Here is a 23,206-nt window from a genome sequence, read left to right as displayed (position 1 = left end):
GCTGCACAGAACTGCCTGAACCGCACGCAACGGTACGAAACGGTACGTAACGGGAGTCAACGGGGCGGCCGACGCCACCACAGCGTCAGCGGCAGGCCTTATCTGACCGTTAAGTAACGGTCTAGCTGGTTCACCCGGAGGGCAGCATTGGGCAGACTGGGGCGATGCCCGCCGCCGCTGCGCCCGCTTCCCCCGTCCACCGCCGTACCCAGGCGCTCGTCGCGGTGGTCGCCGCGCTCGCCGTGGCGGTCGCGGTCGGCGCCTGGTCGCAGCGAGATCGGATTGTTGGCGACGGCGGTGCACCGGAGCCGGGCCACGCGGCCGCCTTCGACGGGGCGGGCGGCACCCCCATCTGCGCCGGCCTGCCGGCCCGGGCGCCCCGCGAGCTGCGCGGCATGTGGATCACGACGGTGAACAACATCGACTGGCCGAGTCGGCGCGGGCTGCCGGCCGAGACGGTGCGGGCGGAGTTCCGGGGCTGGCTGGACCTGGCGGTGCGGCGCAACCACAACGCGGTCTTCGTGCACGTGCGGCCGAGCGGGGACGCGCTCTGGCCGTCCAGGTACGCGCCGTGGTCGGAGTGGCTGACCGGGCGACGCGACGGCCGCGAACCGGGCTGGGACCCGATGGAGTTCATGGTCGCCGAGGCGCACGCCCGCAATCTGGAGTTCCACGCCTGGTTCAACCCGTACCGCGGCGGCCAGCCGGCCACGGTGGGCGGGCCCGGCCCCAGGCTGGACCAGCTCGCGCCGACACACCCGCTGCGGCGGCACCGCGACTGGGTGGTGACCTATCCGAGCGCCGACCGGCCCGGCAGCCGCCTCTACTTCAACCCGGGCGTCCCCGAGGCGCGCACGTTCGTCGAGGACTCGATGCTGGAGGCGGTCCAGCGGTACGACGTCGACGGGGTGCACTTCGACGACTTCTTCTACCCGTACCCGGAGGCCGGGCAGGACTTCCCGGACAGCGCGGCGTTCGCCCGGTACGGCCGGGGGTTCGCGGACAAGCACGCCTGGCGCCGGGACAACGTGAACACGCTGGTCCGCGAGATGAGCGAGCGGATCAAGGCGATCAAGCCGTGGGTGAAGTTCGGCATCAGCCCGTTCGGCATCTGGCGCAACAAGCGCACCGACCCGGCCGGCTCAGCGACCGCGGGTCTGCAGAGCTACGACGACATCTACGCCGACACCCGACTCTGGGTACGGGAGCAGTGGCTGGACTACGTCGTGCCGCAGCTCTACTGGCACATCGGGTTCGGCAAGGCCGACTACGCCAAGCTGCTGCCGTGGTGGGTGGCTACGGTGCGGGGCACCCGGGTGCAGCTCTACATCGGCCAGGCCGACTACCGGGTGGGCGAGCGCGGTGCCTGGCGCGATCCGGCCGAGCTGGACCGCCAGCTCGCCGTCAACCGGCAGCACGGGGTGAGCGGAAGCGTGCACTTCAGCGCCAGGCAGGTGCGCGCCGACAAGCTCGGGGCAGTCAGCCGGTACAGCGGGGCGCACTACGCCGGCCCGGCGCTGGTGCCCACGATGGCGCAGCTACCGGCGGCGCCGCCGGCCGCACCCGCGGTCACCGGCGCGCGGCGTGCGGACGCCGGCGGGGTGGTGCTGACCTGGCGCGGGGAAGGCGCCGCGAGCTTCGCCGTCTACCGCGTGGACGGCGACGCGGCCCGGCTCGTCGGCACCACCCGGGGTACCGGTTGGGTCGACCCCACCGCCCCGGCCGGCCGCCCGCTCTCCTACTGCGTGTCCGGACTGGATCGCAGCGGGAACGAGGGCCGGCTCAGCGCGCCGATGTCCGTCGCCGCGCAGTGAGTGACCCTTCCACTTTGGCGTGTCCACGCCCCGGACCTGACGGCGCAGCAGTGTGGAGCTCGGTGTGGCGGCACCCGAGCCGGCGGCGCACGGGGGAGGCGACCCACCTTCGTGCAGGAGGCCCGGGGCCCGGGTTCTACTGTTCGTGCTGGGGAAGGTGGACCTTGGCGTCCTCATAGCTGGCGTTGCCGACCGACTCGGCGGGGGAGTAGACGAGGTTCAGCACCCCGGTCTTGAAGGTCTGCGACGAGATCAGGGTGAGCGGGATCGGGGGCTCGCCCTCGTCGAACAGCCGCATGCCCTTACGGACGGCGATCGGATGCACCAGCAGGTGCAGCTCGTCCAGCAGCCCCGCGGCCAGCAGCTGCCGAACGACGGAGACCGAGCCGCTCATGCCGATGGTGCCGTCAGCGGGTTCGTTCTTCAACGCGGTGACAGCCTCGATGAGGTCGCCCCGCAGCTGTTCGGAGTTTCGCCAGGCGAACTCGAGCTGCCGGTTCGACACCACGATCTTGCGGGCGTCGCCGAGCTTCTTGGCGAAGGGGGCGTCCTCCCCGCCGGCCGCTTCCCGCTCGGGCCACGCCCCGGCGAAGCTGTCGTAGGTCCTGCGACCGAACAGCATCGTGTCGGCCCTGCCGAGGGTGGCGTCCACGGCAGCGCCCATCTCCTCGTTGTAGTACGGGAAGTGCCACTGATCGGGCGCCTCGACGACGCCGTCGAGGGCGATGAACAGTCCCGCGGTGATCTTCCTCATGATGCTTCTCCAACTCAGTCGCTGAACGTTTCCGTCATCCACCAAGTCGACGCAGGCCCGATCAACTCATCGGTCGCATCTGGATCGGCTGCGGCCAAGCCTAAAGGACGCCTCCCCGGTGCGCGCCGCCCGTTTGAGAACGCCGGCCTCGAAGATGAGGGTGCTCCGGCCGCAACTCAAGCAGCCGGCCGGACAGCTGGCGGTTGCTTCGACGACCGGTACGACTGCCCGGCCGAGCGGCGCAGCTTGTCGCCGGTTGGCCGCCGAGCTTCGACCGCGGCCGCGACGCCCCGGGCGCGGAGGTGTGGGGTGCGGGTCAGCGCAGACGGGAGAGGAAGGTCCGGACTTGCTCGCGGGCGCGGTTCGTGATTTCGGGGCCGTGGGTGAAGGCGGCCACGTCGTAGTCCACTTCGCCCAGTACATGAGCCGTGCGCTGGTCATCCGGAAATCCGTGCAGAAGGACCTCACCGGCCAGCGGACCCCGGCCACGTTGAAGAGCGCATCGCCGGTGACCAGCACCCGGGTCGGTTCGTGCAGTAGCGACACGTGCCCCGGGGAGTGCCCTGGGGTGTGCAGCACCCGCAGGCCACCGCCGACGGCCAGGACGTCGCCATCGGCCAGTGGGCGGGCGACCTCGACGGCCGGGAACCGGCCCCCGGCCAGCCGGGCGAGGAACCGTCCCGCTGTGATCGTCGGGTCGTGGGGCGGCACCCGCCCGGATTCGGCGTACGGCACATCGGCGGTGTGCGCGGCGACCAACTCGGTGGCGATCGCGTCCAACGAGTCGTTCTCCGGCTGGACGAAAACCTTCACCGACCCTCGCCTCTGCGCGGCGATCGTCGACCGGCTCACCTTCGGCGGCAACATCATCGAGACCGGCACTGACTCCTACCGCCTCGCCCACGCTCACCAGAAGAACCTGGCCATGGCCGCGGACTGACCCACGCCATGAGCGACCCGACCATCCCCACACCTGCCGAACGGGCCGCGCTCAACGCCGCCCTGCTCGCCACCGGCGCCGAGACCGGTTTCTGGGACGACACCGGCCGCCCCGCACCCTGGCCCGACGACATCGACGAATGGACACCCGCAACAGAGAATCCGCCACCCGCGCACCCCAGCGTGAGCGGTGCTGTTGCCTTCTGAGGATCGCCGATCTGAGGAAGGGGCGCCCGCGCGTCATCCAAGGGCACGTATCAGTGCTGGGGCGGCCGCCGCGTCGGCTGCGAAAATCGCTGCCCGGTCGTCGGAGCACAGTGATAGAAAGCCGGGGTGCACAAAATTCTCACGTTCCCTGATCATCTGCGGCTGATCAACGAACGGTCGGCCGCCTTCCGCGCTGCGGTCGCCGCGGCACCCAGCCTCGACGCGCAGGTGCCGACCCATCCCGAGCGGACGCTGTTCGATCTCGTGCAACACGTGGGGATGGGCCGCCGCAAATCAGCCGCCATCATCGCCGCAGGGCCCGCAGACGCGCCCCCGGAGAAGTCGGCTTGGGAGGACGGCATGGGTGCGCCTCGGGAACGCGAGGCTCTCCTGGCCTGGTGGACCGAGTCCGTCGAGCAACTGACGAGCGCGCTGCGTGAGGCCGGCCCGGACCGCGGTTGTTGGACGTGGTGGGATGACTCGCCGTCACCGCAAACCTCTGGTGCCTGGGCGCGGCGACAGGTCCCCGAGATCGCGGTGCACACCTACGACGCCCAGCTCACCGTGGGTGCCCCGCAGCCCCTACCGGACGAGGTCGCCCTCGACGGCTTCGACGACTGCCAGTTCACCCTCTGCGCGACGACGGTCGCCTGGCCACACGAACCCGCCATCGTCGATTACCACGCCACCGAGGGCCACTCCTGGCGCCTTCGGCTTTCCCACGACGGCGCACAGGTCGCCCACCTCACGCCCGCTGCCGGCGAGGACCCCGACACGGCCGACGCCTCCGCCCAGGGCGCGGCCAGTGACCTGGTCCTGTTCTTCTACGGCCGCATACCGCTGGATTCGCTGAAGTTCGAAGGCGACCGTCGTATCTTCGATCAGCTCGTAGCCTGGGACCCGTCCGTGTGACAACCGACGACATGCGATCTCGTGCACCCGGAGGCCGAGGCCGCAGCGAAGTCGCAGGTATCCGGCTCGGGTGGCTACGCTCGTGAACAACGTTGATGTGCTCGTCCTGCACGGATCGCCGGGCTCGGGAAAGTCCACCCTGTCGGGTGCCATAGCGGACCTGCTGCGTGAGTCCGGTTTGGCGAACGCGGTGATCGACCTCGATGACCTCACCATGGTCTACCCGCACCCCGAGCGGTCTTTCGCGCTCAACAATCTCAGGGCTATCTGGCCCAATTACGCGACTATTGCGGGTTTGCGGCTCGTCATTCCCAGTGTTATCGCGGACGAGGACGAACGGGTGCATCTTCGCGCTGCCGTGCCGGGCTCACGGTTCGTCGTCTGCGAGCTGACCGCCCCTGAGACGGTCTTGAAGGAACGGGTCGCTGCACGGGAACCGAACGAGTACTGGCGCAGCCGGCTGCGCAACTTCGTCGATCTCTACCAGCAGCGCAGCGATCTTGCGAGGATCCGAGACTTTCAAGTGTCGACCCACGCAAGGTCTGTTGCGGAGGCAGCTCGCGAAGTCATCGAACAGGTCGGGTGGCAGCTTCGGCCTGAAGTCGAGCGCCTACAAACCTAACGCACAGTCACTGATCTGAGTTCCTGCAGCAGGCCGGGGTGGGGCCAAATCGGGCCGTCACACCATCGCACGCCTCCACCACGATGGGGCCACCACAGACCGTCCGAGCGGGGCCACCGCAAGCCGTCAGAATCAGAGGGTGATGGTCACGGTGCCACAGCCGTCGCCGGCTTCCAGGCTGAAGCCGCGCTCGTACTCGTAGTCCGACCAGTCGATGTAGCGGTGGTCGTTCTCGCCGGGCCAGTAGGCGTTGGGCGCCTCCGTGAAGTCGTCGGCGGTGATGGTGGCGGAGAGCGCGTCGTGCAGCTCCCGCATCTGGTTGGGGTTGAGGTCGAAGTTCACCGCGTCGGCGCCGTCACCGATCTCCAGGTTCCGGCCGCCGTCGGAGGTTCGCACCGACCAGTCCAGGTAGCTGGCGTCGTCGCCGTCACCGAGGTACAGCGCCCCACGGGCGGCCTCCCGGGCGCCTGCGGCGAAGGTCCGCAGCTTGGTGGCCAGTTCCCGGGCCTGCTCCGGGGTGTGCTGGGCGGTGTAGGCCTGCCAGTAATCGCTGGCTGGGTCTTCCTCACCCTCGACGCCGGTGACGGCAACCCGGGTCGCGCCGTCTTGGTCGACCAGGTCCATCCCGGGGCGCACCACGACACTCAGGGTGAACGGCCGGGCCTGCGTCTCCACTCGCCCCGAGCTGCTGTCGCAGCTGACCGCCGTGGGCAAGCCACCGGCCAGTGCGCTGGTGCTGGGCATCGAGGAGGTCTACCCGCACTGCCCCAAGGCGCTGCTGCGCGGCGGGGCCTGGAAGCCGGAGCAGTGGCTGCCGGCGGACGCCCAGCCGACCTCGGCCGAGGTGACGCTGGCCCAGCTGCGGATGCCGGCGCTGACGATCGCCGACATCGAACAGGTGGAGGCGGACTCGCTGAAATACCGCTACGAGTGACGGGCCGCGGACCCACCGCCGTGCGCTGAGGCCGAGGTCGGCGCAGGGCGGTGGGTCCGTCGTCGCGTCCTATTCCTCCGGCTCCCAGGCGATCAGCTGGTCGAGGACGCGCCGGTCGCCGTCGAGCCGCAGCGAGTCCATCGGAATGCGGCCGTAGCAGAACATGACCAGCTCATTGGCCGTGCCCCGGGCGGAGACATAGGCCGCCTCCGGGCCCTCGCCGGCGACCGGCGTGGGGAGGCGGGCGGTCCGGGCGCCGTCGGCGGAGAACCAGAGCCGCCAGGAACGGCCCTCGGTGGCGTGGTAGTCGATGACCGCGGGCTTGTGCGGCCACGCGGCCGTCGTCGCGACGCAGGTGGTCAGGAACTCGTCGACACCGTCGAGGGCGACCTCGTCCGGCAGCGGCTGCGGGGCGCCCACGGCGACCTGGGCGTCGTAGGTGTGCACGGCGACCTGCTGGAGCTGGTGCCGGGCGACGGCACCAGTCGTCTGCGGCGACTGCGACGGACCCCACCACGTCCAGCAACCACGATCCGGGCCGGCCTCCCGCAGCGCGTCCAGCAGCTCCCCCGTCGACGCGGCGAACCAGGCCAGCAGGGCCTCGCGCTCCCGGGGCGCCACCGGGGCGGACATCGCCGGAGGAGCGTCGGCGGGCCCCGCGGCCACGATGGCGGCCCACTTGCGGCGCCCCTCGCCCAGGTGCTGCACCAGGTCGAACAACGTCCACTCGGGGCAGGTCGGCACCCGCACGTCGAGGCTGGGTGCCGCGGCGACTGCCGCCCGGAAAGCGGTCGATCGTTCGTCCATCAGCCGCAACAGGTCAGCGAACTCCAGAGTCTTTTCCACCGCGGCTTTGTACCACCCCGCTCCGACAACCGACAGCGGGTTTCCCCACCCCCGGCGGCGGGGCCACGCGGAAAATCCGTTGCCCGGCGGCCCGCGGGTTGACCATGCTGACGCCCATGGATCAGTGACCAGTGGCGCACGTGCGCGATGAAGGCGGGTTCGAGTCACCTCCCCGTCTCGGTCCGCCGTGCCACTCGAAGCCCGCACCGGGTGACCGGTGCGGGCTTCCTTCACGCGACGTGATCTGCGACGTCGCGCCAGCCGGCGTGCTCCGCGCCGAGACGCCGGCTGCCCGCCACTGGATCCGGGAGGCACCCACCGGCGCGCCATCGCGCTGCCGGGCGCCTCCTGCCTCGACCTTGGAATCGCCGAAGCCATGAATAGTGCCCGCCATGTCCGCGTGCCGGCCGACGGTCGCGGACCCGGCATCGACCGCAAAGCGCTGTGGGTGGTCAGCGAGCTCGGACTGCCGACCATCGTCAAAGCCTGCGTGTCGTGCAGGTCCACCCGTCACCGTCCCACCGGGAAGATCCGGGTCAACGCGAACCACAAGCTGCTCGACGTGTGGCTGCTGATCTGCTGCGACCTGTGCGGCCGCACGTCGAAGATCCCCGTCCACGAGCGCGTCAACGTGCGGGCGCTGGACCACGAGCGGCTACTGAGGTTCGAGAACAACGATCCGGCCATGGTGCGACAGCTGACCATGGACGCGACGCTCGCCCACAAGGCCGCCTACCAGCTCGACTGGACCGGCACCTGGCAGTTGGACACCGACATACCGTTCTACGACCTCCAGCGCGAGGATGCCGCGCCGCTCGAGGTCATCATCAGGTTCGAGCTCCCGGCACCCGTCCGGGTCGAGAAGCTGCTCACCGCCGGGTTCGGCCTGAGCCGTCCCGCCGTGCGAGGCATGGTCGACTCCGGGCGCATCCGCCTGCCCCTGCCCATCGACGCCAAGGCCCGCGAGGACTTCACCTTCCTTGTCGTCACCGCCCCACCGCTGTCACCCGAGCGGGCATGAGGTGCCACCTGATCAATGCCCATGATCGAGGCTCTCCCCGTACCGCGTCACTGACGTTCGGTGGCAACTCCACTGACGTTCTGTCCAGCCCTCCACCGGGGTCCTGCTCGGCGACCAGGTCGAGCACGCAAGCAATCACACGCAGGCCCACGGCAAAGGCCATGGCGACCAGCGGCTGCCGGCCCCCTCCACCAGCGGGGGCCGGCAGCCATGCGGCGGCTGTTCCGACCGGCTATTGCACCGGACGCAGCGGCGTGACCGAGCCGCGCTGCCAACCTGTGTCGGGCGCCATGTGCCACTCGATGTGACGCTTCGGGTTGGTCACCCAGGAGCCGCACGCCGGGCACTCGAAGCCGTTCGGGGCGCCGGGCGGGCCGGCCTGCGGGCCGGTGTTGTCGGACTTCTGCTCGGTCTTGCGGCTGGCGGCCTCCCACAACGGCACCCAGACGGACGTAAAGGTACGAGTGTCCACGTCCATGTGCTCGGCGAGCCGATCGAGCAGCTCACGACTGGGCGCCAGGTGGCCGTTGAGCACCCGAGAAAGCATCGACTCGGAGTAGCCGACGTCGCGCGCCAGCTTGGCCAGCTTCGGCTTACCGGCGGTGACGCGAGCCGCGGTGAGCACCTCGCTCAACTGCTGGCGGGCGGTTTCCGGGTCCAGTACGTCCTCGGCGGCCGCAGCCGCCATGAGCTGAACCTTTTCCACGCCGCCATTGAAGACGTAGACGGTGGAGTCACGGCCTGGTCGTCGACGCCGAGCTGTTCCGGCTGGAGGCGGTCGTACGCTGGCTGGACGCGGCCGACAGCCGGCTGCGTCGCCGGCCCGCGCCGCCCCCGCCGTCCGGCAGCGCCGCCCGACCGCCCGACGCGGCCGACCGCCGTGCCCCGGGCCGCCCGACGGGGGCTCGGCGATGAGCGAAGTGCTCCGCATGACCCAGGTGTCCAAGGTGTACGGCTCGGGGCCCACCGCCGTGCACGCACTGCACCCGGTCGACCTCGGTGTCGACGCCGGTGAGCTGGTGGCCGTCATGGGTCCGAGCGGCTCCGGCAAGAGCACCCTGCTGACCGTCGCAGGCAGCCTGGAGGAGCCCAGCGGGGGCGAGGTGGTGGTCTGCGGTGCGCGGCTGTCGACGCTCTCCAGCGACGCCAGGGCCCGTCTGCGCCGCCGATCGATCGGCTTCGTCTTCCAGGACCTCAACCTGCTGGCCGGTCTCTCCGCCGTGGAGAACGTCGCCCTGCCGTTGGAGCTCGACGGAGTGGCGGCGCGGGCGGCCCGGGTGACCGCTCTGCGCGCGCTCGACGAGCTGGGACTGGGCGATCGGGCCGACCACTATCCCGACGACCTCTCCGGTGGGGAGCGTCAGCGGGTCGCGATCGCCCGTGCCGTGGTCGGTGACCGGCGGCTGCTGCTCGCCGACGAGCCGACCGGTGCCCTCGACGCGGCCAACGGCGAAGCGGTGATGCGCCTGCTGCGAACGGCCTGTCGGGGTGGGATCGCCGGAGTGATCGTCACCCACGACGCCCAACTGGCATCCTGGGCCGACCGGGTGGTCTTCATCCGCGACGGGCGCGTCGTCGACGAGACCGCGCCGACGACCGGTCCGGACACCCTGCTCACGCCGGACGGTGCGGCGTGACGTCGAGCCCGCTGCCGACCGCTGCGCCCCACCCGCCGGCCGCGCGGCCCGCCGGCGGCGGCCTGCCGGCCCGGCGCGCCGTGGTCCGCTGGGCCGTCCGGCTGTTGCGCCGCGAGCTGCGTCAGCAGCTGCTGGTCATCGGCCTGCTCACCGTCGCGGTGGCCGCCGCCACCTTCGGCGTCTCGGCGACCTGGAACCTGCCGGCTTCCAGCGACGCCACCTTCGGCCGGGCCGACCAGCTGATCCGCCTGCCCGGCGACGACCCGGGCGCCTCGACGCCCGGATCGCCGCCGCGCGGGCCTGGTTCGGCACGGTGGACGTGATCGGACACCGCTCCGTCCAGGTCCCCGGCCGGTTCGACCCGGTCGACATCCGGGCCCAGGATCCCGCTGGCCCCTACGGCGCACCGATGCTCGCGCTGCGTCACGGGCGGTACCCGCTGACCGCCGACGAGATGGCGGTGACCGACGAGACAGCCCGCGTGCTGCGGGCCGGAATCGGTACCCGGGTACGGGTGGACGACCGTGACCGCCTCGTCGTCGGCCTGGTGGAGAACTCGGCGAACCTGCACGACGAGTTCGTCCTGACCGCCGTCGCACCCGCCGACCCGCCGCAGTCGGTGACCGTCCTCGTCGCCGGCGACCAGGCCACGCTGGAGGCCTTCCGGGACTCGGTGGACGGTCCGCTGGTACGCCAGTCCCGGCCGGCCTCGACCCGTACGGCGACCACCCTGGCGGCGCTGGCGCTGGTCACGGTCGGTCTGCTGCTGGTCTCGCTGGTCGCCGCCGCCGGCTTCGTCGTGGTGGCACACCGCCGGATGCGCCAGCTCGGCATGCTCGCCGCGATGGGTGCCACCCGCCGGCACCTGCGGTTGGTGATGCTGGCGCACGGTGCGGCCGTCGGGACGGTCGCCGCGGTCTGCGGCACGGCGGTGGGCATCGCCGCCTGGTTGGCGGCCGCCAGCGCGGTGGAGACCTCCGCCGGGCACCGCATCGACCGGCTCGACCTGCCCTGGGCGACAGTCGGCGCCGGCATGCTGCTGGCCGTGGCGGCCGCCACCGCCGCCGCGTGGTGGCCGGCACGCACCATCGCGCGTACCCCGATCATGAGCGCGCTGTCGGCGCGGCCGCCGGCGCCCAGGCCGGCCCGCCAGTCGGCCGTGGCCGCCGCCGCGCTGCTCGCCACCGGCCTCACCGCTCTGGTCACCTCCGGCGGCGACCGCCCCGTGCTCATCGCCGTCGGCACCGTCTGCACGGCGCTCGGCGTCCTCCTCGTCGGCCCGCTCGGCATCCGGGCGCTGGCGGCGGCCCGTGGCGGCATGCCGGTGGCCGTCCGGTTGGCCCTGGGCGACCTGGCCCGCTACCGGGCCCGCGCCGGTGCGGCGCTCGCCGCGATCAGCCTCGCGCTGGGGATCTCGGCGGCGATCATCGTCGGCTCGGCCGCCGCCGAGTACAGCGCCCGGAAGGCGGCCGGCCTCGGCAACCTCACCGGCGGTCAGCTCCTGATCCGGATCGGTCGACCGGAACCGGTGATCCCGGAACGCACCCCGGCGCAGCTCGCCACGGCACAGGCAGCTACCGACGCGATCGGGGCGGCCCTCGGGGCGTCCACCGCGATCCCGCTGGACATGGCGGTGGTCACCGCGTACGCCGATCCGGGCCGGGAGGGCGGACCGACCGGCCATCCGGCCGTCGAGATCGGCGTCCCCGCCGTCGCCGGCCGGTCGACGACATCCCACCCGCTCTATGTGGTCAGCCCCGGACTGCTGGGACTCTACAATGTGGACGGCTCCGTGATCGGCGCCGACACCGACGTGCAGACCGTTCGCAGCGGCCCGCTGGAGCTGGTGAACATTCCCGCCCGCGGCGTCCGGCCCACCACCCAGCCGCTGCCGGACCTCGGCTACTCTTCGCTGCCCCACTCGCTGATCACCGCCGGGGCGCTGAGCCGCCACGGCTGGCAGCCGGCGCGGGTCGGCTGGTTCATGGAGGCCGACCACACGCTCACCGAGCAGGAGCTCGCGACGGTCCAGGAAATGGCGGCCGGCGCCGGCCTGACCATCGAGTCGCGTCGGGAGCAGGCGTCGCTGGGCAACCTCCGGACGGGGGCGACGGTGGCCGGCGCGTTGCTGGCCCTCGCTGTGCTGGCCATGACCGTCGGGCTCATCCGGGCTGAGGCCGTTGGCGACATCCGCACGCTGACCGCGACGGGCGCGCCGAGGCGGGTGCGCCGCACGCTGACCGCCACCACGGCAGGTGCGCTCGCCCTGCTCGGCGCGTTCCTGGGTGTGGTCGGCGCCTACCTGGCGCTGGTCAGCGTCCTGCACCGTCACCTCGACGCGCTCCGCACCGTGCCCGTCGCCCACCTGGCTGCGACGACCGTCGGGCTGCCGTTGCTCGCCACGATTGGCGGTTGGCTGCTCGCCGGCCGTCAGCCTCGGTCCTTCGCCCGGCGGAGCCTGGACTAGATCGCCTGCCCGGCCGGTGGCGGGCGGTGCGGGGGGCGGGACTGGGCGTGGTGCAGCGCACGGTCGCACCCGCGAGCACAGCTATACCCAAGAGGGTATTTCGGGTGTGATCCGCGGGTCAGGGCCGGAAGTCCCGTTCCCCGGCCTGGGGGAGGGTGGCCCGACCACCGGCACCCCGCCGGCCGACGAGCGGTCAGCGGCGGGCGTTGCGGCCCTTGAGTCGTCGGCCCAGCTCCCGGGCGATCTCCCGGTTGGCGTCCCGCTCGGCGAGGGCCTGCCGTTTGTCGTACGACTTCTTACCGCGGGCCAGGCCCAGCTCGACCTTGGCCCAGCCGTTGGCGAAGTACATCGACAGCGGCACCAGGGTCAGCCCGCCACCGCCCTCGCGCAGCTTCTCCAGGATCCGGGCGATCTCCACCCGGTGCAGCAGCAGCTTGCGGGTGCGCCGGGGCTGGTGGTTGGTCCAGGTGCCGAAGCCGTACTCGGCGATGTGCAGGCCGTAGAGCATGATCTCGCCGTCGCGCTCCTGGGCGAACGCGTCGACCAGCGACACCCGCCCCTCGCGCAGCGACTTGACCTCGGTGCCGGCCAGCACGATCCCCGCCTCGTAGGTCTTGAGGATGGTGTAGTCGTGCCGCGCCTTCTTGTTGGAGGCGACGAGCTTGCGCCCGGTGTCCCTGGACACGCCCACCTCCGCACTCGTCGACCCGGAGCAGGATACCCGTCACGGGGCCTGCGCTGCCGCGACCCAGGCGGTGGTGATGAGCAGCAGCGCCGCGAGGTAGGTCGCCATCACCAGCAGCCCCTGGCCGGGCAGCGCGACGCCGGCCGCGCCCAGGCCGATCAGCAGGTCCGAGCCGAGGAAGAGCGCCCCGCCGACCGCCGCCCGGCGGGACACCCCGGCAGCGGCGGCGGCCATCAGGGACAGCGCCAGGCTGTAGCCGAGCACCGGCAGCCGCAACGGTCCCAGCCCCTCCCACAGCAGCGCGTTGGCCACCGCCCAGAGCGCGAGGTACGCCACCACGGCCGGGACCGGCGGCCGGCGGTGCCGGACGAACGCGGTCAGGAAGGCGAGCTGGGTGACCAGGAAGCAGCCCATCCCGACCAGGAACGCCGGCCGCCCCGGCAGCAGCAGCGCCACGTCCCCGGCGGTGGCGAAGACCAGCCCGACCGCCACCGGGTCGACCCGCCGCCGCGCGGTGTACAGGTAGCCCAGCAGGAGCGGCGCCAGCAGCGGCTTGGCCAGCCACTGCACCACGGTCAGGTCGAACGCGACGCCGACCAGTTCGACGGCGGCGACGACCCCGAACGCCCGGAGCCAGCGCCGGCTCACCGGGCTGGCTGCCAGCCGGGCCGGCCGAGCACGTAGCCGAGCCGGTGCCGCCAGGACGTGGCCTGCCGGGCGTCGGCCCAGATCGAGGCGTACTCGTGGGTGGCGACCCGCAACGGGTTGTTGGTGGTGATGTTCTTGGTGAGCCCGTACCGGACGGTGGCGCGCTCCGGCTCGAAGCTGCCGAAGAGCCGGTCCCAGACGATCAGGATGCCGCCGTAGTTGCGGTCCAGGTACTCGGCGTTGGCGCCGTGGTGGACCCGGTGGTGTGACGGGGTGTTGAAGACCCACTCGATCGGCCGGGGCAGCACGCTGACCCGCTCGGTGTGCAGGAAGAACTGGTAGAGCAGGCTGATCGACTGCTGGAGGAAGATCATCCACGGCGGGATGCCGAGCAGGGCCAGGGGCAGCCAGAATGGCAGCGAGGTCATCGGCGTCCAGCTCTGCCGCAGCGCGGTGGAGAGGTTGAAGAAGACGCTGGAGTGGTGCACCACGTGGCTCGCCCAGAGCAGGCGCACCTCGTGGTGCAGCCGGTGGAACCAGTAGTAGGCCAGGTCGTCCGCGAAGAAGAGCAGCACCCAGGCCCACCAGTTGCCGGGGGAGAGATGGACGGGGGCGAGCGTCCAGAGCCCGGCGTAGAGCCCGACGGTGGCCAGCTTCCACGGGAAGCCGATCACCTGGCTGCCCAGGCCCATGGAGAGGCTGGTGGTGGTGTCGCGCAGCTCGTAGCCGCGTTCGTCGTCGTCGGGCGCGAACCGGTAGGAGAGGGCCTCGACGATGATGAGCAGCAGGAACGCCGGGACGGCGTAGAGCACGGCTGGGATCATGCTCGGGCTTCCCTTCCGGACGGGGTGGCGGGGGTGGTGACCGGGGCGGTCAGCAGGGCCCGGGCGTGCCCGGCGGCGGCCGCGCCCTGGCCGGCGGCGATGGCCGCGGCGAGCCGGCGGTGGCCGGCGACGTCGAGCAGTTCGGCGGCCCGGCCGTCCGGCGGCACCTCGCCCACGGCGAGCGTGCCGGCCACCAGGCTGTTGAAGGCCAGCAGGTAGGCGGTGTTGCCGGAGCCGCTGACGATCAGCCGCCACATGGCGATGTTCGCCTCGGCCATCCGCGGCAGGTCGGGCGCGAGCGCCGCGTACTCCTCAACGGCCCGGACCACCGCGGCCGTGGCCGCCGGGTCGCCGCGCTCGGCGCAGAGCCGGGCCGCGTCGGTCCCGACGCAGGCCCGCATCTCCAGCATGTCGCGGACCAGCGTCTCCACCGGGAGTACGTCGCCCGACTGGGTCAGCGACAGCGCCAGGTCGAGCCCGGCGTGCACCCGCCAGTCCAGCACCCGGGTCGCGCCGCCCTGGCTGACCCTGACCAGCCCGAGCTGTTGGAGCCGGCGCAGCGCCTCCCGGACGGCGTGCCGGTTGACCTCGAACGCGGCGGCCAGTTCCCGCTCGCCGGGCAGCGTCTCCTCCGGCCGGTAGCGACCGCTGACGATGGCGTCGCGGAGCTGGCCGAAGACGTGGTCGGAGACGGAGGCGCGGGGGACGGGGGCGAAGGCCATGGGCAGCAGTGTGGCCCGGGACACATCAACCCGTCAACTGGTTGGACCAGATCCGCCGGTCGCCACCCTCCGCCGCCCCCGCCGGCACGGCTCGTATCCTTTCGCCGGAAGCCCCCACGAGCGAAGGGAGTCGGTGTGAGTGACCGGGTCGAGACGTTGGAGTTCCAGGCCGAGGCCCGTCAGCTGCTCCAGCTGATGGTCCACTCGATCTACTCGAACAAGGACGTCTTCCTGCGCGAACTCATCTCGAACGCGTCGGACGCGCTGGACAAGCTCCGGCTGGAGTCGCTGGTCGACAAGGATCTCGAGGTCGACACCGCCGACCTGCACATCGAGATCGAGGTCGACAAGGACGCCCGTACGCTCACCGTGCGGGACAATGGCATCGGCATGTCCCGCGACGAGGTGGTCCGGCTGATCGGCACGATCGCCAAGTCCGGCACCGCCGAGCTGCTGCGCAAGCTGCGCGAGTCGAAGGACGCCGGCGCCACGCAGGAGCTGATCGGCCAGTTCGGCGTGGGCTTCTATGCCACCTTCATGGTCGCCGACAAGGTCACCCTGCTGACCCGGCGGGCCGGGCAGAGCGGCGGCACCCGGTGGGAGTCCACCGGCGAGGGCACCTACTCGGTCGAGGCGGTCGACGAGGCCCCGCAGGGCACCTCGGTCACCCTGCACCTCAAGCCGGTCGACACCGAGGACAACCTGCACGACTACACCGCCGAGTGGACGGTCCGGGAGATCGTCAAGCGGTACTCGGACTTCATCGCCTGGCCGATCCGGATGACCGTCGAGCGCCCCGGCGAGGACGGCGCGACCACCCGCGAGACGCAGACCCTCAATTCGATGAAGGCGCTCTGGGCCCGCTCCCGGGACGAGGTCGACGAGGCCGAGTACAAGGAGTTCTACAAGCACGTCAGCCACGACTGGGCCGACCCGCTGGAGACCATCCACATGCGCGGCGAGGGCACCTTCGAGTACGAGGCGCTGCTCTTCCTGCCCTCGCACGCCCCGCTGGACCTCTTCTCCCCGCAGGGCCGCCGGGGCGTGCAGCTCTACGTCAAGCGCGTCTTCATCATGGACGACTGCGACGCGCTCATGCCCAACTACCTGCGCTTCGTCAAGGGCGTCGTGGACGCCCACGACCTGTCGCTGAACATCTCCCGGGAGATCCTCCAGCAGGACCGGCAGATCCGCGCGGTGCGCCGGCGCCTGGTCAGGAAGGTCCTCGCCACGCTCAAGGAGATGCCGGCCGAGTCCTACCGCACCTTCTGGGCCGAGTTCGGCGCGGTGGTCAAGGAAGGGCTGCTGGAGGACGCCGACAACACCGAGGCGCTGCTGGACCTGGTGCGGGTCGCCTCCACCCACGATCCGGCCGAGCTGACCACCCTGCGCGACTACGTGGCGCGGATGAAGGACGGCCAGTCGGAGATCTACCTCGCCACCGGCGAGTCCCGCGGCACCATCGAGAACTCGCCGCACCTGGAGGCGTTCCGCGCCAAGGGCTACGAGGTGCTGATCCTCACCGACCCCGTCGACGAGGTCTGGGTCGAGCGGGTCGGCCAGTACGACGGCAAGGCCCTGCGCTCGGTCGCCAAGGGCCAGGTCGACCTGGAGACCGACGAGGAGAAGGCGAAGGCCGAGGCCGAGCGGCAGGACTTCGCCGAGCTGCTGAGCTGGCTGACCGGGGCGCTCGCCGACAGCGTCAAGGAGGTCCGGCTCTCCTCCCGGCTGACCACCTCACCGGCCTGCGTGGTCGGCGACGCGCACGACATGACCCCGACGCTGGAGAAGATGTACCGGGCGATGGGGCAGGAGGTGCCACGGGTCAAGCGGATCCTCGAACTCAACCCGGGCCACCCGCTCGTCGCCGGGCTGCGCAAGGCCCACGAGCAGGGCGCCGAGACCGAGGCCCTGACCGGGACCGCCGAGCTGCTGTACGGCATGGCGCTGCTCGCCGAGGGCGGGGAGCTGGCCGACCCGGCCCGGTTCACCCGGATCCTCGCCGACCGGCTCGCCCGCACCCTGTAGGGCCGGCGACTCGCCCTGCGGGTGCCGATCCCGCCGGCCGTGGGCGCGCACGCCACGGCCGGCGGGTCGGCTACCCGCGCGCCAGTCGATCGAGGTGCTCCGCCTCCTCGGCCGACGGCTCACCCGGTCCGGTGCGGAGCACTCGCCACCGGGTCGTCCTCCCGTCCGGGCCGACCAGTTCACCGCGCGCCAACGCCCGGTCGATGTCGTGCCGCACGCTCTGTTCCCGCTGCGGTTCGGTGGCGAAGAGGATGCGCAGGCGTACCTCGGCGCCGACCCGCTCCGCCCGGGTGTGGTGTGCCGCGACCGGGCAGGGCGGTTCGTGTTCCCAGTGGCCGCACAGGACGGTGGTGATGGCCGCCCCGGGGGCGCGTTCATCGCCGTCCGGTGCCATGTCCAGGACTGCCTGGTGGGCGAACCCCTGCCGCATGACGCCATTGTGGCCCCTGCCCGCCGCCCCGCGGTCGGATCCGAGCCGGGACGGGGTCGGTGACCCGACGGGCCGCCCCGGTCCGGGTCCAGGCTCCGGCCGGGGCGGTCCTCCGCTTGATCAGGGCAGGTCGGCGTAGAGCGCGGCGACCCCGCCGGACAGGCCGGCGAGGACGCGCCGGGAGGTCTCGTCGGCGACGATCTCGTACCGGTCGGCCTCGATGCCGTCGACGGCGATCCGGGCGATGTCCGCCGGATCGGACTTCGGCGCGGACACCCCGGCGGTCATGTCGGTGTCCATGTATCCCACGTGCAGGCCGGCGACGCGGACACCCCGGTCGGCGAGCTGCGTCCGCAGGGCGTTGGTCATCGCCCATTCGGCGGACTTCGCGGCGCTGTACGCCCCGGTCTGCGGGAAACTGATCCAGGAGAGCGCGGACAGGATGTTCAGGATCGTTCCGCCGCCGTTGGCCGCGATCGTCGGCGCGAAGGCGCGCACGACTGACAGCGTGCCGAAGTAGTGGGTCTCCATCTCCAGCCGGACCGTGTCCAGGTCGGCGTCGAGCAGGTCGGCTCCGGTGCTCACGCCGGCGTTGTTGATCAGCAGGGTCACGTCGCCGGCAATCTCGGCGGCCGCGGCCACGGAGCCCGGGTCGGTGATGTCCAGCCTGACCGGCGTGACGCCCGGCAGGTCGACGCTGTCGGGGTTGCGGGCACCGGCGTAGACGGTGGCGCCCCGCGCCACCAGCTCGGCGGCCAGGTGGCGGCCGAATCCGCGGTTGGCCCCGGTGACCAGCGCCGTGCGTCCAGCGATCTTCATGTCCTGCTCCTGAGTTGCTCGAAGGGTGTGTCGACTTCTCGCCCGGTCACGCGCGCAGCAGCCCCGGCCCCGGGCGTACGTCGATCTCGCCGGGCGGCACGTCGTGCCCGGCGTCGCAGCGCAGCCGCGCGTGGACGGGGGCGCCGCAGTCGTGGTGCTCGACCCGGACGGACGGGCCCGCCTCGTCGGCGGCCCAGGCGTCCCCCCACTGCCGCAGGGCGGTGAGCACCGGCAGCAGTTCCTGTCCCTTGCGGGTCAGGACGTACTCGTCCCTTGTGCGTTGCCCCGGCTGCCGGTAGGGCCGCCGTTCGAGCAGGCCGTCGGCGACGAGCTGCTTCAGCCGCGCGGCGGCGACCGGCTCGCTGACGCCCACCCGCCGGGCGAAGTCGTCGAAGCGGCGGGTGCCGAACGACGCCTCGCGCAGCAGCAGCAGGGTGGACCGGTTCCCGACCACCTCGACCGCGCGGGCGATCGAGCAGTTGGTGGTCAGCCAGGCGTCGCGCTGCGCGAGGAAATCCGTCATGCCGACCACCCTAGCCATCTGGCTAAGGAGAAACAAAGTCAGCTATCTCACGGCGGACCTGAGGGCGACCGGGAATGGATTCAGACCTGCCCGGCGTAGAAGCCGTACCGGGCGAGGGCGCCTCCGGGCGGCTCGACTCGTCCCACAGGCGGCGGTCGCTGAGCCCCCGGTTCGGGGGTGGCGGTGACGGCGAGGGTGGTGGCACCGCCGGCCTCGACCGCCTCCCGCTGCTCCTCGACGGCCCGCGCCCGGCTGCCGGGCTAGGCGCGTTCGGCGGCGACCAGCTCGCGGACCGCGGGCGCGACCTCCTGCGCGAAGAGCTGGATCGCGGTGGGGTCGTCGGCGCCGAGGATGAACCCGGAGGTGCCGTGGTCGAGGGCGAGCCCGGCCAGTTCCTCCACCCACTGCTCGGATGGACCGGCGAGGAAGTCCGAGCGGGACCGGGTGAACCGGCCCGAGAGGTTGAGCAGCCGCCGTACCGACCGGGGTTCCCGCCCGGCCGCCTCGGCGCCCTCGTCCACCAGCGCGTTGAGCTCGGCCAGCTCCGCCGGCCCCTTGGGCAGGTACGTCAGCGACGGCAGCCAGCCGTCCGCCGCCCGCCCGACCAGCCGCAGCATCCGCGGCTTGTACGCGCCGACCCAGATCCCCACGTCGTGGGCCGGCGCCGGTCCCCGCTTCGCGCCGACCACCCGGTAGTGCTCGCCCTCGACCCGGACGATGCCGCGCCGGTCGGTGGCCCAGACCTCCCGGATGACCTGGATCGCCTCGTCCAGCGCGTCCACGGCCTGACCGGGGGTGAGCCGGCGTCCGCCGACGGCCTCGATCGCCTCCCAGAACGCGCCGGCCCCGAGGCCCAGCTCGACCCGGCCGCCGCTGAGCAGGTCCAGGCTGGCCACGCTGCGGGCCAGCACCACCGGTTGGCGCAGCGGAAGGTTCAGCACGTTGCCGGCCAGCCGGATCCGGCTGGTCGCCGCCGCCACGAACGACATCAGCGTCCAGGTGTCCAGGAAGTTCGGCTGGTACGGATGGTCCTGGAAGGTGGCGAGGTCCAGGCCGACCTGCTCGCAGAGCTTGGCGAGGGCGACCACCTGCTCGGGTCGGCCCGCGGTCGGGGTGAGGAAGCTGCCGAAGATCAGCTCGTGCCCGTAGTCGGTCATGTCCGGTCCGCCACCTCGCCCCGATCCGCGCCGCCGGTGGGTCGTTGGCCGCGTCGTGCCGGCGGACCCCGCCACCGTAGCCCGGGCCGGAAGCCGGTGCTCACGGAACCCGAGGAATCGACAGGTTTGTTCACAGCTCGGGTCGCTCAGCGGTGTTCGTCGATGTCCGGGTGGCATATGGTGCCGGACAACGGCATGACCGTTCCTCCGGGAGGAGTGACCCGTGACCCGCCACCACCGTGTCCGCCGTCCGCTCAGCCTCGCCCTGCTCCTCGTCGCGGTGACCGCCCTGGCCGTGCCCGCCCCGGCCACCGCCGCCAGCTACCCCTACCAGGACCCGAGCCTGCCCGTCGCCGCCCGCGTCGCCGACCTGCTCGCCCGGATGACCCTGGACGAGAAGATCGGCCAGATGACCCAGGCCGAGCGCGGCTCGGTGACCGCCGCCGACCTGACCACCTACCGGCTCGGCTCGCTGCTCTCCGGTGGCGGCTCCGCGCCCTCGCCCAACACCGCGACCGGTTGGGCCGACATGTACGACGGCTTCCAGCGGGCCGCCCTCGCCACGCCGCTGGCCATCCCGATGATCTATGGCGTGGACGCCGTGCACGGGCACAACAACGTGGTCGGCGCGACGATCTTCCCGCACAACATCGGGCTCGGGGCGACCCGCGACCCGGCCCTGGTGCAGCAGATCGGCCAGGCGGTGGCCGAGGAGGTCTCCGGCACCGGCGTCGACTGGGACTTCGCGCCCTGCCTCTGCGTGGCCCGCAACGACCGGTGGGGCCGCACCTACGAGTCGTTCGGCGAGACGCCGGACCTGCCCTCGGAGATGTCCACCCTGGTCACCGGTCTGCAGGGCACGACCCTGGGCGGCGCCACCTCGGTGCTCGCCACCGCCAAGCACTACGTCGGCGACGGCGGCACCACCGGCGGCGACGACCAGGGCGACACCCAGCTGACCGAGGCCGAGCTGCGGGCGATCCACCTGCCCCCGTTCCAGGCCGCGGTGCAGCGCGGCGTCGGCTCAGTGATGATCTCCTACAGCAGCTGGAACGGCGTCAAGATGCACGGCAACCAGTACCTGATCACCACCGTCCTCAAGGGCGAACTCGGCTTCAGCGGCTTCGTCGTCTCCGACTGGAACGGTATCGACCAGATCGACGGCAGCTCCGGCTTCACCGCCGCCGAGGTCACCGCCGCGATCAACGCCGGCATCGACATGGTCATGGTGCCCACCGCCTGGAAGAACTTCATCAGCACCCTGCGCGCCGAGGTGCAGAACGGGCACGTGCCGCTGAGCCGGATCGACGACGCGAACCGGCGCATCCTGACCAGGAAGTTCGAGCTGGGCCTCTTCGAGCGCCCGTACACCGACCGGACCTGGACCCCGACGGTGGGCAACGCCGCCCACCGGGCGCTGGCCCGGCAGGCCGTGCGCCAGTCCCAGGTGCTGCTGAAGAACGCCGGCGGCGTGCTGCCGCTGGCGCGGGACAACAACAAGATCTTCGTGGCCGGCCGGAACGCCGACAACATCGGCAACCAGAGCGGCGGCTGGACCATCTCCTGGCAGGGCTCGTCCGGCGCCATCACCCCGGGCACGACGATCCTGCAGGGCATCCGGGCCGCGGTCGGTCCGACCACGACGATCACCTACAACCAGCGCGGCACCGGCATCGACGGCAGCTACCGGGCCGCGATCGCCGTCGTCGGCGAGACACCGTACGCGGAGGGCCAGGGCGACCGGACCGGCAGCATGAGCCTGGACCGGGAGGACCTGCGCACCATCGCCACCCTGCGTAACGCCGGCGTGCCGGTGATCGTGGTGCTGGTGTCCGGCCGGCCGCTGGACATCGCCGCTGGGCTGCCCGGCTGGAACGCGCTGCTGGCGTCCTGGCTGCCCGGCACCGAGGGCGCCGGCGTGGCCGACGTCCTCTTCGGTGCCGCGCCGGTCGGAAAACTGCCGATGACCTGGATGAACTCGGTCAGTCAGCAGCCCATCAACGCCGGCGACGGGCAGGTTCCGCTCTTCCCGCAGGGCTACGGCCTGACGTACTGAACGCGTTCGCGGAGGCCGCCGGGCGTCTACCCGGCGGCCTCCCTATTGCACGTTCGGGAGTGTCGCAACTCGAAGTTCCGCGCCTTCGCCCGGCCGGGTGAAGAACTTCACAAGAAGTGGGCGATCGTCCGAAATCGTTCCTAACGTCGTATGCGTTCGCGATCGCGGACACCACGGACCGGCAACGCCTAATCCCGCCGCCGGCCCGTCGGTACCTGGACCTCAGGCGGGAGCGGGGGACCCACACGTTCCTCGGTGCTCGACACCTCGGGGTGAAGCCGCCTGACGGCGGCCGGGCTCCTCGGCCCGAACCCGACAGCTCACCTCGTCGGCGTGGAGGAAACCACACCATGGCAACTGAATACACCGCACGCCACCGACGGACCAGCGCGCGCCGCCTCGCCGTCGGGGCGCTCGTCGTCGGTGCCGCGACCGGCGCCGCCGCGATCCTCGGCCCGGCCGCCCCGGCCAGCGCGGCCAGCGTCAACTGGGACGCCATCGCCCAGTGCGAGTCCGGCGGCAACTGGCACATCAACACCGGCAACGGCTACTACGGCGGCCTCCAGTTCTCCAAGAGCACCTGGAACGGCTACGGCGGCCAGAAGTACGCCAGCCGCGCCGACCTGGCCAGCCGCGGCGAGCAGATCGCCATCGCCGAGAAGGTCCTCGACGGGCAGGGCATCGGCGCCTGGCCGGTCTGCGGCAAGAAGGGCGGCTCGACCCGGCAGTACTCCACCAAGGACTCCGGCTCGACGTCCCGGTCGGACTCGGGATCGAAGTCGAAGGCGGAGAAGCGCTCCTCGCGGAGCGAGCAGCCGGCGACCCGCAGCCACCGGCGTACCGCGCCGGCCTCGGGTGACTCGACCACCACGTACGTGGTCAAGCCGGGCGACACGCTGTCGATGATCGCCGACGTACGGGACCTCGCCGGCGGTTGGCACGCGCTGTACGAGCGCAACAAGCGCGTGGTCGGCGCCGATCCGGGTCTCATCTTCCCGGGCCAGCAGCTCCGGCTGCGCTGACGTACCGCCGGAATCCGGCCCCGTGGGCCGGTGCCGGCGCAGCCGACGAACGCCCGGCCGGTGCTCCGGCCGGGCGTTCGCCGTCGTGGTGGACGTGGTGCCGGTGTCCCGGGCGGGCCGGATGGCGGATTGCTATCGT

General features: G+C 71.9%; 24 protein-coding genes, 2 pseudogenes and 1 riboswitch. Of the genes and pseudogenes, 13 read left to right on the top strand and 13 right to left on the bottom strand.

Annotation, left to right across the window (positions count from 1 at the left end; translation table 11 throughout):
- Window positions 1-164: 164 nt before the first annotated feature.
- Window positions 165-1,814: a glycoside hydrolase family 10 protein gene (locus ACTWO6_RS19875; protein ID WP_446215331.1), complete on the top strand. Its 1,650-nt coding sequence runs from the start codon at window positions 165-167 to the stop codon at window positions 1,812-1,814.
- A gap of 136 nt (window positions 1,815-1,950) precedes the next feature.
- Here ACTWO6_RS19875 and ACTWO6_RS19870 read toward each other — a convergent pair whose 3' ends face one another.
- Both ACTWO6_RS19870 and ACTWO6_RS19865 read right to left on the bottom strand, forming a co-directional pair.
- On the bottom strand, window positions 1,951-2,568 hold the full coding sequence (locus tag ACTWO6_RS19870) for a dihydrofolate reductase family protein (protein WP_446215330.1): 618 nt from the start codon (window positions 2,566-2,568) through the stop codon (window positions 1,951-1,953).
- Window positions 2,569-3,087: 519 nt separating this feature from the next.
- A pseudogene (locus tag ACTWO6_RS19865) lies at window positions 3,088-3,279 on the bottom strand (hypothetical protein); the annotation flags it as partial.
- Window positions 3,280-3,325: 46 nt separating this feature from the next.
- On the opposite strand from ACTWO6_RS19865, the pseudogene ACTWO6_RS19860 reads away from it, so the two are divergent.
- The 4 genes and pseudogenes from ACTWO6_RS19860 to ACTWO6_RS19845 all read left to right on the top strand — a co-directional run.
- A pseudogene (locus ACTWO6_RS19860) lies at window positions 3,326-3,508 on the top strand (ATP-binding protein); the annotation flags it as partial.
- Between the two features lie 8 nt (window positions 3,509-3,516).
- A complete protein-coding gene (locus ACTWO6_RS19855; RefSeq protein WP_425752703.1) occupies window positions 3,517-3,714 on the top strand; it encodes a hypothetical protein in 198 nt (65 codons plus the stop codon).
- A 126-nt stretch (window positions 3,715-3,840) separates the two neighbouring features.
- The gene (locus tag ACTWO6_RS19850; RefSeq protein WP_425752702.1) at window positions 3,841-4,626 is read left to right on the top strand and encodes a maleylpyruvate isomerase N-terminal domain-containing protein; all 786 of its coding nucleotides are present in this window, start codon (window positions 3,841-3,843) and stop codon (window positions 4,624-4,626) included.
- 70 nt (window positions 4,627-4,696) lie between these two features.
- Entirely contained in the window at window positions 4,697-5,248 is a 552-nt protein-coding gene (locus ACTWO6_RS19845) for an AAA family ATPase (protein ID WP_446215329.1), read from the top strand.
- Window positions 5,249-5,380: 132 nt separating this feature from the next.
- Here the strand turns inward: ACTWO6_RS19845 and ACTWO6_RS19840 are convergent, their stop codons facing one another.
- Window positions 5,381-5,887: a hypothetical protein gene (locus ACTWO6_RS19840; protein ID WP_446215328.1), complete on the bottom strand. Its 507-nt coding sequence runs from the start codon at window positions 5,885-5,887 to the stop codon at window positions 5,381-5,383.
- A gap of 10 nt (window positions 5,888-5,897) precedes the next feature.
- Between ACTWO6_RS19840 and ACTWO6_RS19835 the strand changes: the two genes are divergently transcribed.
- A complete protein-coding gene (locus tag ACTWO6_RS19835) occupies window positions 5,898-6,182 on the top strand; it encodes a hypothetical protein (RefSeq protein WP_319462039.1) in 285 nt (94 codons plus the stop codon).
- A 69-nt stretch (window positions 6,183-6,251) separates the two neighbouring features.
- On the opposite strand, the gene ACTWO6_RS19830 is transcribed toward ACTWO6_RS19835, so the two are convergent.
- Entirely contained in the window at window positions 6,252-7,028 is a 777-nt protein-coding gene (locus ACTWO6_RS19830) for a maleylpyruvate isomerase family mycothiol-dependent enzyme (RefSeq protein WP_425752700.1), read from the bottom strand.
- A gap of 217 nt (window positions 7,029-7,245) precedes the next feature.
- On the opposite strand from ACTWO6_RS19830, the gene ACTWO6_RS19825 reads away from it, so the two are divergent.
- A complete protein-coding gene (locus tag ACTWO6_RS19825) occupies window positions 7,246-8,049 on the top strand; it encodes a DUF1062 domain-containing protein (protein ID WP_446215327.1) in 804 nt (267 codons plus the stop codon).
- Between the two features lie 232 nt (window positions 8,050-8,281).
- On the opposite strand, the gene ACTWO6_RS19820 is transcribed toward ACTWO6_RS19825, so the two are convergent.
- Window positions 8,282-8,737 (bottom strand): helix-turn-helix domain-containing protein, encoded by a 456-nt coding sequence (locus tag ACTWO6_RS19820; protein ID WP_446215326.1) that lies wholly within the window; start codon window positions 8,735-8,737, stop codon window positions 8,282-8,284.
- A gap of 241 nt (window positions 8,738-8,978) precedes the next feature.
- Here ACTWO6_RS19820 and ACTWO6_RS19815 point away from each other — a divergent pair, with 241 nt between their 5' ends.
- Genes ACTWO6_RS19815 through ACTWO6_RS19805 form a run of 3 tightly spaced genes read left to right on the top strand, consistent with a single transcriptional unit; the run spans window position 8,979 to window position 12,153 of the window.
- The gene (locus ACTWO6_RS19815) at window positions 8,979-9,686 is read left to right on the top strand and encodes an ABC transporter ATP-binding protein (protein WP_446215325.1); all 708 of its coding nucleotides are present in this window, start codon (window positions 8,979-8,981) and stop codon (window positions 9,684-9,686) included.
- Window positions 9,683-10,009, top strand: a complete 327-nt coding sequence (locus ACTWO6_RS19810) for a hypothetical protein (RefSeq protein ID WP_446215324.1) — start codon at window positions 9,683-9,685, stop codon at window positions 10,007-10,009. The genes ACTWO6_RS19815 and ACTWO6_RS19810 overlap by 4 nt, the downstream gene beginning before the upstream one ends.
- Window positions 10,000-12,153 (top strand): FtsX-like permease family protein, encoded by a 2,154-nt coding sequence (locus tag ACTWO6_RS19805; protein WP_446215323.1) that lies wholly within the window; start codon window positions 10,000-10,002, stop codon window positions 12,151-12,153. Before ACTWO6_RS19810 ends, ACTWO6_RS19805 begins: the two co-directional genes overlap by 10 nt.
- A 193-nt stretch (window positions 12,154-12,346) precedes the next feature.
- On the opposite strand, the gene smpB is transcribed toward ACTWO6_RS19805, so the two are convergent.
- From smpB to ACTWO6_RS19785, 4 genes are read right to left on the bottom strand one after another with little or no spacing between them, the layout of a single operon-like run.
- Entirely contained in the window at window positions 12,347-12,838 is a 492-nt protein-coding gene (smpB, locus tag ACTWO6_RS19800) for an SsrA-binding protein SmpB (protein WP_446215322.1), read from the bottom strand.
- A gap of 39 nt (window positions 12,839-12,877) precedes the next feature.
- The gene (locus ACTWO6_RS19795; protein WP_446215321.1) at window positions 12,878-13,486 is read right to left on the bottom strand and encodes a lysoplasmalogenase family protein; all 609 of its coding nucleotides are present in this window, start codon (window positions 13,484-13,486) and stop codon (window positions 12,878-12,880) included.
- Complete coding sequence (locus ACTWO6_RS19790) at window positions 13,483-14,310, bottom strand: sterol desaturase family protein (protein WP_446215320.1); 828 nt, start codon at window positions 14,308-14,310, stop codon at window positions 13,483-13,485. Before ACTWO6_RS19790 ends, ACTWO6_RS19795 begins: the two co-directional genes overlap by 4 nt.
- Window positions 14,307-15,032, bottom strand: a complete 726-nt coding sequence (locus ACTWO6_RS19785; protein ID WP_446215319.1) for a FadR/GntR family transcriptional regulator — start codon at window positions 15,030-15,032, stop codon at window positions 14,307-14,309. Before ACTWO6_RS19785 ends, ACTWO6_RS19790 begins: the two co-directional genes overlap by 4 nt.
- 195 nt (window positions 15,033-15,227) lie before the next feature.
- On the opposite strand from ACTWO6_RS19785, the gene htpG reads away from it, so the two are divergent.
- A complete protein-coding gene (htpG, locus tag ACTWO6_RS19780; protein WP_446220705.1) occupies window positions 15,228-17,060 on the top strand; it encodes a molecular chaperone HtpG in 1,833 nt (610 codons plus the stop codon).
- A gap of 70 nt (window positions 17,061-17,130) precedes the next feature.
- Here htpG and ACTWO6_RS19775 read toward each other — a convergent pair whose 3' ends face one another.
- From ACTWO6_RS19775 to ACTWO6_RS19760, 4 genes are all read right to left on the bottom strand, one after another.
- Entirely contained in the window at window positions 17,131-17,490 is a 360-nt protein-coding gene (locus ACTWO6_RS19775) for a hypothetical protein (protein ID WP_446215318.1), read from the bottom strand.
- Between the two features lie 120 nt (window positions 17,491-17,610).
- Window positions 17,611-18,309: an SDR family oxidoreductase gene (locus ACTWO6_RS19770; RefSeq protein WP_446215317.1), complete on the bottom strand. Its 699-nt coding sequence runs from the start codon at window positions 18,307-18,309 to the stop codon at window positions 17,611-17,613.
- A gap of 46 nt (window positions 18,310-18,355) precedes the next feature.
- Window positions 18,356-18,832, bottom strand: coding sequence for a winged helix-turn-helix transcriptional regulator (locus tag ACTWO6_RS19765; RefSeq protein WP_446215316.1), 477 nt, complete (start codon window positions 18,830-18,832; stop codon window positions 18,356-18,358).
- A 260-nt stretch (window positions 18,833-19,092) separates the two neighbouring features.
- Window positions 19,093-19,989 (bottom strand): LLM class flavin-dependent oxidoreductase, encoded by an 897-nt coding sequence (locus tag ACTWO6_RS19760; protein WP_446215315.1) that lies wholly within the window; start codon window positions 19,987-19,989, stop codon window positions 19,093-19,095.
- Window positions 19,990-20,212: 223 nt separating this feature from the next.
- Between ACTWO6_RS19760 and ACTWO6_RS19755 the strand changes: the two genes are divergently transcribed.
- Both ACTWO6_RS19755 and ACTWO6_RS19750 read left to right on the top strand, forming a co-directional pair.
- The gene (locus tag ACTWO6_RS19755) at window positions 20,213-22,045 is read left to right on the top strand and encodes a glycoside hydrolase family 3 protein (RefSeq protein ID WP_446215314.1); all 1,833 of its coding nucleotides are present in this window, start codon (window positions 20,213-20,215) and stop codon (window positions 22,043-22,045) included.
- A gap of 175 nt (window positions 22,046-22,220) precedes the next feature.
- A riboswitch (cyclic di-AMP (ydaO/yuaA leader) is annotated at window positions 22,221-22,394 on the top strand.
- Window position 22,395: 1 nt separating this feature from the next.
- Window positions 22,396-23,067, top strand: coding sequence for a transglycosylase family protein (locus tag ACTWO6_RS19750; RefSeq protein ID WP_446215313.1), 672 nt, complete (start codon window positions 22,396-22,398; stop codon window positions 23,065-23,067).
- Window positions 23,068-23,206: the final 139 nt, after the last annotated feature.

The sequence above is a fragment of the Micromonospora sp. IBHARD004 genome, from assembly GCF_052814115.1.
Note: the sequence above shows the minus strand (reverse complement) of the source record. Positions and strands in the feature narration are given on the sequence as shown.

Bases quoted from the DNA above. Each gene is read 5' to 3' on its own strand.
- ACTWO6_RS19875 (WP_446215331.1), top strand. From the start codon at position 165: ATGCCCGCCGCCGCTGCGCCCGCTTCCCCCGTCCACCGCCGTACCCAG.
- ACTWO6_RS19870 (WP_446215330.1), bottom strand. From the start codon at position 2,568: ATGAGGAAGATCACCGCGGGACTGTTCATCGCCCTCGACGGCGTCGTC.
- ACTWO6_RS19855 (WP_425752703.1), top strand. From the start codon at position 3,517: ATGAGCGACCCGACCATCCCCACACCTGCCGAACGGGCCGCGCTCAAC.
- ACTWO6_RS19820 (WP_446215326.1), bottom strand. From the start codon at position 8,737: ATGGCGGCTGCGGCCGCCGAGGACGTACTGGACCCGGAAACCGCCCGC.
- ACTWO6_RS19815 (WP_446215325.1), top strand. From the start codon at position 8,979: ATGACCCAGGTGTCCAAGGTGTACGGCTCGGGGCCCACCGCCGTGCAC.
- ACTWO6_RS19790 (WP_446215320.1), bottom strand. From the start codon at position 14,310: ATGATCCCAGCCGTGCTCTACGCCGTCCCGGCGTTCCTGCTGCTCATC.
- ACTWO6_RS19785 (WP_446215319.1), bottom strand. From the start codon at position 15,032: ATGGCCTTCGCCCCCGTCCCCCGCGCCTCCGTCTCCGACCACGTCTTC.
- htpG (WP_446220705.1), top strand. From the start codon at position 15,228: ATGGTCCACTCGATCTACTCGAACAAGGACGTCTTCCTGCGCGAACTC.
- ACTWO6_RS19775 (WP_446215318.1), bottom strand. From the start codon at position 17,490: ATGCGGCAGGGGTTCGCCCACCAGGCAGTCCTGGACATGGCACCGGAC.
- ACTWO6_RS19770 (WP_446215317.1), bottom strand. From the start codon at position 18,309: ATGAAGATCGCTGGACGCACGGCGCTGGTCACCGGGGCCAACCGCGGA.
- ACTWO6_RS19765 (WP_446215316.1), bottom strand. From the start codon at position 18,832: ATGACGGATTTCCTCGCGCAGCGCGACGCCTGGCTGACCACCAACTGC.
- ACTWO6_RS19760 (WP_446215315.1), bottom strand. From the start codon at position 19,989: ATGACCGACTACGGGCACGAGCTGATCTTCGGCAGCTTCCTCACCCCG.
- ACTWO6_RS19750 (WP_446215313.1), top strand. From the start codon at position 22,396: ATGGCAACTGAATACACCGCACGCCACCGACGGACCAGCGCGCGCCGC.